Below are 393 nucleotides of genomic sequence, written 5' to 3'. Positions count from 1 at the left end.
TTGCTCTCATAGCTCAGTAGGTAGAGTGCATCCATGGTAAGGATGAGGTCACCGGTTCGATCCCGGTTGAGAGCTCCACTGTCTTTGCTTGTGAAGTAAATAATCCGGCCCGTTGGTCAAGGGGTTAAGACACCTCCCTTTCACGGAGGTAACAGGGGTTCGAATCCCCTACGGGTCACCATTTTTAATACCACAGGTGTGGCAAGACCACTGTCTACATATGGAGGCTTAGCTCAGCTGGGAGAGCATCTGCCTTACAAGCAGAGGGTCAGCGGTTCGATCCCGTTAGCCTCCACCATTAGAAATTTTATTGGGGATTAGCCAAGCGGTAAGGCAACGGACTTTGACTCCGTCATTCATAGGTTCGAATCCTATATCCCCAGCCATTTGTAC

4 tRNA genes are annotated in these 393 nt (G+C 50.1%); all 4 read left to right on the top strand.

What is annotated here, in order from left to right:
* Positions 1 to 2 precede the first annotated feature (2 nt).
* The 4 genes from ACE3MQ_RS27340 to ACE3MQ_RS27325 all read left to right on the top strand — a co-directional run bounded on the left by ACE3MQ_RS27340 (position 3) and on the right by ACE3MQ_RS27325 (position 386).
* Positions 3 to 78 (top strand) — tRNA-Thr (locus tag ACE3MQ_RS27340).
* A 28-nt stretch (positions 79 to 106) separates the two neighbouring features.
* Positions 107 to 181 (top strand) — tRNA-Glu (locus tag ACE3MQ_RS27335).
* Between the two features lie 41 nt (positions 182 to 222).
* Positions 223 to 298: transfer RNA gene (locus ACE3MQ_RS27330), tRNA-Val, on the top strand.
* A 13-nt stretch (positions 299 to 311) separates the two neighbouring features.
* Positions 312 to 386, top strand: a tRNA-Gln gene (locus ACE3MQ_RS27325).
* Positions 387 to 393 lie beyond the last annotated feature (7 nt).

The sequence above is a fragment of the Paenibacillus lentus genome (genome assembly GCF_042714055.1).
Classification (GTDB): domain Bacteria; phylum Bacillota; class Bacilli; order Paenibacillales; family Paenibacillaceae; genus Fontibacillus; species Fontibacillus lentus_A.
The sequence above is the reverse complement of the archived record's forward strand: the minus strand, read 5'-3'. Positions and strand labels throughout refer to the sequence as shown.